Here is a 6,253-nt window from a genome sequence, read left to right as displayed (position 1 = left end):
GCACTCGGTTCTGAAGGACGCGTTTTTGACGCACCCGCCGAAGCCTCTCTAGCCGAGTGCTCCAAAAACCATCGGATAAGGCCGCGGACGGCCCGTTTAGAGGAGTCCAACAACGGACGGTCATCGCGCACCACCGGGGCCGGCGCGGCACGCCCCGCGAGCCCCAACGACGAGGCCACCCCCTGCACTGCCCGACCACCGGGAACAAGGTACCCCCCAGGGGTATTCTGATGGGCATGGTTCACACGCAGCACGCCCGTGGCGCCGCCACCAGCAGGGGCGGCACGGCGTCCAGCCGTAGCGCCGGCGGGACGGTCGAGCACACCTGCCCGATGCACCCCGAGGTCCGGCAGCAGGGCCCCGGCGCGTGCCCGATCTGCGGGATGGCGCTGGAGCCCGTGACGGTGAGCGCCGACGACGGGCCGAGCCCGGAGCTGGCCGACATGACGCGGCGACTGTGGGTCGCGGTGGCCCTGACGGTGCCGGTGGTGGTGCTCGAGATGGGTTCCCACCTCGTCCCGGCCGTGCACGACCTCGTGCCGCCGGCGGTCTCGGTGTGGGTGCAGCTGCTGCTGGCCACGCCGGTGGTGCTGTGGGCCGGGTGGCCCTTCTTCGTCCGCGGGTGGGCCTCGGTCCGCAGCCGGAACCTCAACATGTTCACGCTGGTCGCCCTGGGGACCGGGGTGGCGTGGGCCTTCAGTGTCGTGGCGGTCCTGGCGCCGGGGATCTTCCCGGCGGCCTTCCGCGGCATGGGCGGGACGGTCGACGTCTACTTCGAGCCCGCCGCCGTGATCACCGCACTGGTGCTGCTGGGGCAGGTGCTCGAGCTGCGCGCCCGTGAGCGGACCTCCGGGGCGGTCCGCGCGCTGCTGGACCTGACCCCGCCGACCACCCGCCGGGTCGAGGCCGACGGCACCGAGCACGACGTCGACCTCGCCCAGGTCGCCGTGGGCGACCTGGTGCGGGTGCGCCCCGGCGAGAAGGTCCCGGTCGACGGGACCGTCGTCGAGGGCCGCGCGAGCCTCGACGAGTCGATGGTCACCGGCGAGTCGATGCCGGTCACCAAGGTCGAGGGCGACACCGTCATCGGAGGGACCCTGGCCTCCGGGGGCGGGCTGCTCGTGCGCGCCGGCGCCGTCGGCGGCGACACCGTCCTGGCCCGGGTGGTCGACCTCGTCTCCGCCGCGCAACGCTCACGCGCCCCGATCCAGGCGACCGTGGACAAGGTCGCCGCGGTGTTCGTGCCCGTCGTCATCGCCGTCGCGGTGGCCGCCTTCGGCGTGTGGGCGCTGGTCGGGCCCGACCCGGCCCTGGCGCACGCCCTCGTCGTGGCGGTCAGCGTGCTGATCATCGCCTGCCCCTGCGCGCTGGGGCTGGCCACGCCGATGTCGGTGATGGTCGGTCTGGGCCGGGCCGCCAGCGCGGGCGTGCTCGTCAAGGACGCCGAGGCGATGGAGCAGCTGCAGCGGGTCGACGTCGTGGTCGTCGACAAGACCGGCACCCTCACCCAGGGCCGCCCCCAGCTGACGGGCGTCCACGTGCACGGCGACGTCGACCCCACCGACGTCCTGCGCCTGGCCGCCGCGCTCGAGCGCTCCTCCGAGCACCCCCTGGCCCACGCCGTCGTGACCGCCGACGACGCCACCGCCACCACCGGTGACGCAGGCCCCTCGAGCCGGCCGGCCCCCGTGGTGCAGGACTTCACCGCCCCGGCGGGCCGCGGGGTGTCCGGGCTCGTCGACGGACACCGCGTCCTGGTCGGCAGCGCCGCGCACCTGCGCGAGCACGACGTCGACCCCACCCCGCTGGAAGAGCCCGCCGAGCGGGTCCGAGCCGGCGGCGCCACCGCCGTGCTCGTCGCGGTCGACGGCGCGCCCGCCGCTGTCCTGGCGGTCGCCGACCCCGTCCGGGACAGCACGCACGCGGCCCTCGAGGCGCTGCGCTCCGACGGCGTGGACGTCGTCATGCTCACCGGTGACGCCGAGGCCACCGCACGAGCCGTCGCCCGCCAGGTCGGCATCGAGCGCGTCGAGGCCGAGGTCACCCCGCAGCGCAAGCACGACGTCGTCCGCGAGCTCCGCGAGCAGGGGCACGTCGTGGCGATGGTCGGCGACGGCGTCAACGACGCCCCCGCCCTGGCCGCGGCCGACGTCGGCGTCGCGATGGGCACCGGTACCGACGTCGCCCTGGAGAGCGCCGGCATCACCCTGCTGCAGGCCGACCTGGCCGCCCTGGTCCGTGCCCGCCGGCTGTCGCGGGCGACCACCCGCAACATCCGCCAGAACCTCGTCTTCGCGTTCGCCTACAACGGCGCGGGCATCCCCCTCGCGGCCGGTGTCTTGTACCCCTTCACCGGCCTGCTGCTGTCCCCGGTGATCGCCGCCGCCGCGATGGCCCTGTCCTCGGTCAGCGTCATCACCAACGCCCTGCGGTTGCGCACCACCCGCGCCTGAACAGACCCTGCACCAGCAGTCCTGCGACCGCGCAGGGACCCGGACCACCTGCACCCGCGAGAGGAGGCCGCCACCCATGAGTTCCCACCTGGCCTCCCACTCGAGCTCTGTTCTGGGCCCGCCGCTGCGCGCGGCCGCCTCCTGCCGGGCTCTGCCCACCGCAGCGCGCAGGGCGGCCGTCGTCCTGCTCGCAGCGGCCGTGGTGCTCATGCACGCCGTGACGGGCACCGGACCCGCTCACGGCGACGCCCCCGAGCGGGCCGCGACCGTCGCCGCGGCCGAGGCGACCGGGACAGGGCACACCCCGGCAGCCGGGTCGACCGAGGACTCACCCGTCGAGTCCCACCACGGCTGCCCGGACTGCGACGGCGCTCATGGCGCGTCGTTAGGCCATCTGTGCCTGGCGGTGGTCTGCGGGCTGCTGCTGGCGGGCGCGCTGTCGTGGACCCACCGCCGTCACCGGCTGCCGGCCCTGGACCTGGACGTCCGCTGGCTGGGCCGGCTGGTCACCGCGGGGGGGCAGGCGGTGCTGGGCGTCCCGCCATGGGCCCACCTGTCCCTGGCGCAGCTGTCTGTGCTGCGGGTGTGACAGGCCACCGGGGACGTCGACCTCTCGACGCGCCCCGGGCCCCGCTCACCACGCGTGAATGCACCGCCGGTGCACACGCGAACCCGCAGCAGACGCCGCTCTGAGGAGACCTCTCGTGAAGATTCGCACCGTGATGCCCGCCCTTGCCCTGACGAGCGCGCTGGTCCTGGCCGGCTGCGGCGACGACGGCTCGATGGAAGGCATGGACATGGGCGCTGGGACCACTCCCAGCGCCACCAGCGGCCCGTCGGAGTCGACCACCTCGTCCGCGCAAGACGGCGACCACAACGACGCCGACGTGATGTTCCTGCAGATGATGTACCCCCACCACGCCCAGGCGACCGAGATGGCGCAGATGGTCCAGGGCCGCACCGACAACCAGGCCGTGCTGGACCTGGCTGCGCAGATCGAGCAGGCGCAGGGCCCCGAGATGGAGCAGATGGCGACCCTGCTGGAGTCCTACGGCGAGCCGGCACCCTCTGCCGACATGAGCGCGATGGAGGGGATGGACCACGGCTCGGAGTCGATGGAGGGGATGATGACCGAGCAGGACATGGCCTCCCTGGAAGCCGCCTCGGGCCGCGAGTTCGACCAGATGTGGCTGTCGATGATGATCGAGCACCACACCGGCGCGGTCGAGATGGCCCGCACCGAGCTCGAGGACGGCTCCGACCCGCAGGCCCAGCAGCTCGCGACCGACATCATCGCCGCCCAGGAAGCCGAGATCACCACCATGGAAGAGCTCATCAACCAGCCCTGACGGTCTCGACGGGTCCGGGTCGGTCACTCGCGGGTGACCGACCCGGACCCCCGGCCGCACCGGAGCACCGGACCGACCGGTGCTGGCAGACCACGGCCCCGAGTTGGCAACCAGCCAACCGCCGGGGTTACCGGGCCCCGGCTACCGCAGGGGAAGGCGGTACTCGACGAGGACGCTGCCGTCGCGTTCGACCTGCCGGACACGGTGCCAGTCAAGGTGTTCGTAGAAGCCGGCGGCGCCCGAGGCCAGGTTCTCCGTCGGCGACGTAGCGGGACCGCGGGACCGCGTCAGCAGGCGCACCTCGGTGGCGCCGGCGGCCCGCGCTGCCTGCACCGCGGCGTCCAGAAGGTCGCGCCCGACACCGCGGCCACGAGCAGCAGGGGCGGTGACCATGGCATAGACGACGGCCGTGGTGGTCGGGGTGGTCGGCGACCCACCACCCCGGTGCGGTTGGCTTCGCCGGCGAAGTAGCCGCTTGGCGTACCGCCTGCTGCGCGTCCGGGCGAACCCCATGGCCACTGAGGGCCGCCGCAGAAGGGCCACCACTCCAGCGGCACCCAACCGCCAACGCTGGGCGGAGAGCACCTCGCTGACGTACTGCTCGACGTCTGTCGCGACGAGCACGAACCCCACGATCTGCGCCCGCTCGTCGACGGCGACCGCCCCCCACCCGTGGGGCGCAGCGATGAAGGTCCGGTGCCAGCGGCTGAGGAAACGCAGCCCGAGCTGGGGGAAGAGCCCAACCGACAGGTGCTCCTGATGCAGCCTGGCGGTCACCACACAGTCCTGGTTCCCCAACCTCTTGATCCCCAACGGGGGCGAGCTGGCGGGCGGGTCGTCGTACTTTCCGGCCTTCCGGTCGTGCTGGTCGCGCGTGGGCATGAGTGTGTGAGTCCTCCGATGGCGTGCGCGCCACCGGTGCGGCCGCGGCCGGCACCAGTGATGACGGAACCGCCGCCTAGACCCTCCGAAGGCACAGCTGCTCCAACGACGGAGCCACCAGCCCATGCACCGACCTACACCCGAGCACCCGGGGGGGACCCCGCCACTCACGCGCCCGGGCCATCCACCACAGCAGTGACGACGTGACCGCGCACGAGAGGTCGGTCGCCGCACCGCGGCCGGACCGGCTCGTCGCCGCTGCTGCCGCCGACAGCCCCTGACGCGGCCGGGCCACGTGTCCGTTCGGATGGGCACCAGATTGCTCGCCCGAACCACCGTGAGCACCGCCGTGCTCGTGACTCCCGTGCACGACCGCGGGCCCTTCACCGGCCACACCAGCACCCGGAGGGTGATGAGCCGTCAGCACGACCGCCACCGTCGCGACCAGCACCGACACCAGCCACACGGCCACTCGCCGCCTCTGCCCGACGCTCGTGTGGCGACGGATCGGCATGCCAACAGGGTAGGCGCGACCCGCACCCGTACCCCACGACACCGGCGCACCCTCCGCCACCTACGACACGCGGAACGGTCGACAAGTGTCCCAAATACAGTGTCCGTTGCTTTGGTGCCTCGGGCACCTTCCCGGGTGAGACGGGTTTTTGGGACGCACCCGGCGCACTCCATCACTACGTGTGTCACAAACCATGGTATGTGAGACGCGAGTCACTCACCTGGGGCTACCCATGTCTCAACGTCTCTTGTGAACTCGTCGAGACACGTCTAGCGTTTGCGTCTCGACAGACCCTCTAGACGCAGGGAAACACGATGCACGCACAGCTCATCACCAAGGGGGATATGTCCCGGGTCGCGGCGGCCGCCGCCCTGCTGGCCCAGCACTTCCCCGACGGCCTGGACGTCGAGGTGAAGCAGGAGCCCGTCGACGGCTGGACGCCCGAGACCGGCCGCGTCTTCACCGCGAGGCTGGCCACGGGAACCCGTGCGGCCCTGGCCGCGGTGGTCGCCGGCGGCGGCTTCGCGGACGACGAGGTCCTGCGCGGACCTGATGGGAAGACGCTGCGGGGGAAGGTCACCGGCCCCATGACCCGGCACGTCGAGGCGCTGGTCGAGCTCGGCGTCCTGCCTGCTGGCACCCGGCGTCCCGTCTTCGCTGACTACGAGGAGGGCGTCACGTCCTTCCACCGGACGAAGGGGCTGCACATGAAGCCCGAGCTGGTGAAGATCTTCGAGGAGGCCCTGCGCCCCGAGCTGCACGAGAACCCGACCCTGGACGCCGAGCTGACGGAGGCCGTGGGCGCCGTGCTGCGCCGCCACGTCCCCGACTTCGTCGCCGGCGCCGGCATCGAGCACCTGGTCGTGGCGGTGCGTTCCGACGACGTCGAGGCGCCCGAGCGCAACACCTGCCTCTTTACCGGCTCCCAGGAGGACGCGCTGACCCTGCTGAGCAGGGTCGCGCCCTTCCTTGCAGCGGGCGACGACGGTGAGGCCGAGGGCGCCTGACGACCGGGTGGAGGGCGCCCCTCGCGTGACTGGATGTCACGCGAGGGG

General features: G+C 72.6%; 5 protein-coding genes. 4 read left to right on the top strand and 1 reads right to left on the bottom strand.

From position 1 onward, the window contains the following. Positions 1-236: 236 nt before the first annotated feature. From Q0848_RS17580 to Q0848_RS17570, 3 genes are all read left to right on the top strand, one after another. Positions 237-2,453: a copper-translocating P-type ATPase gene (locus Q0848_RS17580; protein WP_299039901.1), complete on the top strand. Its 2,217-nt coding sequence runs from the start codon at positions 237-239 to the stop codon at positions 2,451-2,453. A gap of 76 nt (positions 2,454-2,529) precedes the next feature. Then, a complete protein-coding gene (locus Q0848_RS17575) occupies positions 2,530-3,042 on the top strand; it encodes a hypothetical protein (protein WP_299039899.1) in 513 nt (170 codons plus the stop codon). 115 nt (positions 3,043-3,157) lie between these two features. Then, positions 3,158-3,802 (top strand): DUF305 domain-containing protein, encoded by a 645-nt coding sequence (locus Q0848_RS17570; RefSeq protein ID WP_299039897.1) that lies wholly within the window; start codon positions 3,158-3,160, stop codon positions 3,800-3,802. A gap of 141 nt (positions 3,803-3,943) precedes the next feature. Here Q0848_RS17570 and Q0848_RS17565 read toward each other — a convergent pair whose 3' ends face one another. Next, a complete protein-coding gene (locus tag Q0848_RS17565; protein ID WP_299039895.1) occupies positions 3,944-4,684 on the bottom strand; it encodes a GNAT family N-acetyltransferase in 741 nt (246 codons plus the stop codon). A gap of 828 nt (positions 4,685-5,512) precedes the next feature. Here Q0848_RS17565 and Q0848_RS17560 point away from each other — a divergent pair. After that, on the top strand, positions 5,513-6,205 hold the full coding sequence (locus Q0848_RS17560) for a hypothetical protein (protein WP_299039894.1): 693 nt from the start codon (positions 5,513-5,515) through the stop codon (positions 6,203-6,205). The last annotated feature ends 48 nt before the right edge of the window (positions 6,206-6,253 follow it).

It is taken from the genome of uncultured Pseudokineococcus sp., from assembly GCF_947495735.1.
In the GTDB taxonomy this organism is placed as follows: Bacteria; Actinomycetota; Actinomycetes; order Actinomycetales; family Quadrisphaeraceae; genus Pseudokineococcus.
The sequence above is the reverse complement of the archived record's forward strand: the minus strand, read 5'-3'. Positions and strand labels throughout refer to the sequence as shown.

Bases quoted from the DNA above. Each gene is read 5' to 3' on its own strand.
- Q0848_RS17580 (WP_299039901.1), top strand. From the start codon at position 237: ATGGTTCACACGCAGCACGCCCGTGGCGCCGCCACCAGCAGGGGCGGC.
- Q0848_RS17565 (WP_299039895.1), bottom strand. From the start codon at position 4,684: ATGCCCACGCGCGACCAGCACGACCGGAAGGCCGGAAAGTACGACGAC.
- Q0848_RS17560 (WP_299039894.1), top strand. From the start codon at position 5,513: ATGCACGCACAGCTCATCACCAAGGGGGATATGTCCCGGGTCGCGGCG.
- Q0848_RS17575 (WP_299039899.1), top strand. From the start codon at position 2,530: ATGAGTTCCCACCTGGCCTCCCACTCGAGCTCTGTTCTGGGCCCGCCG.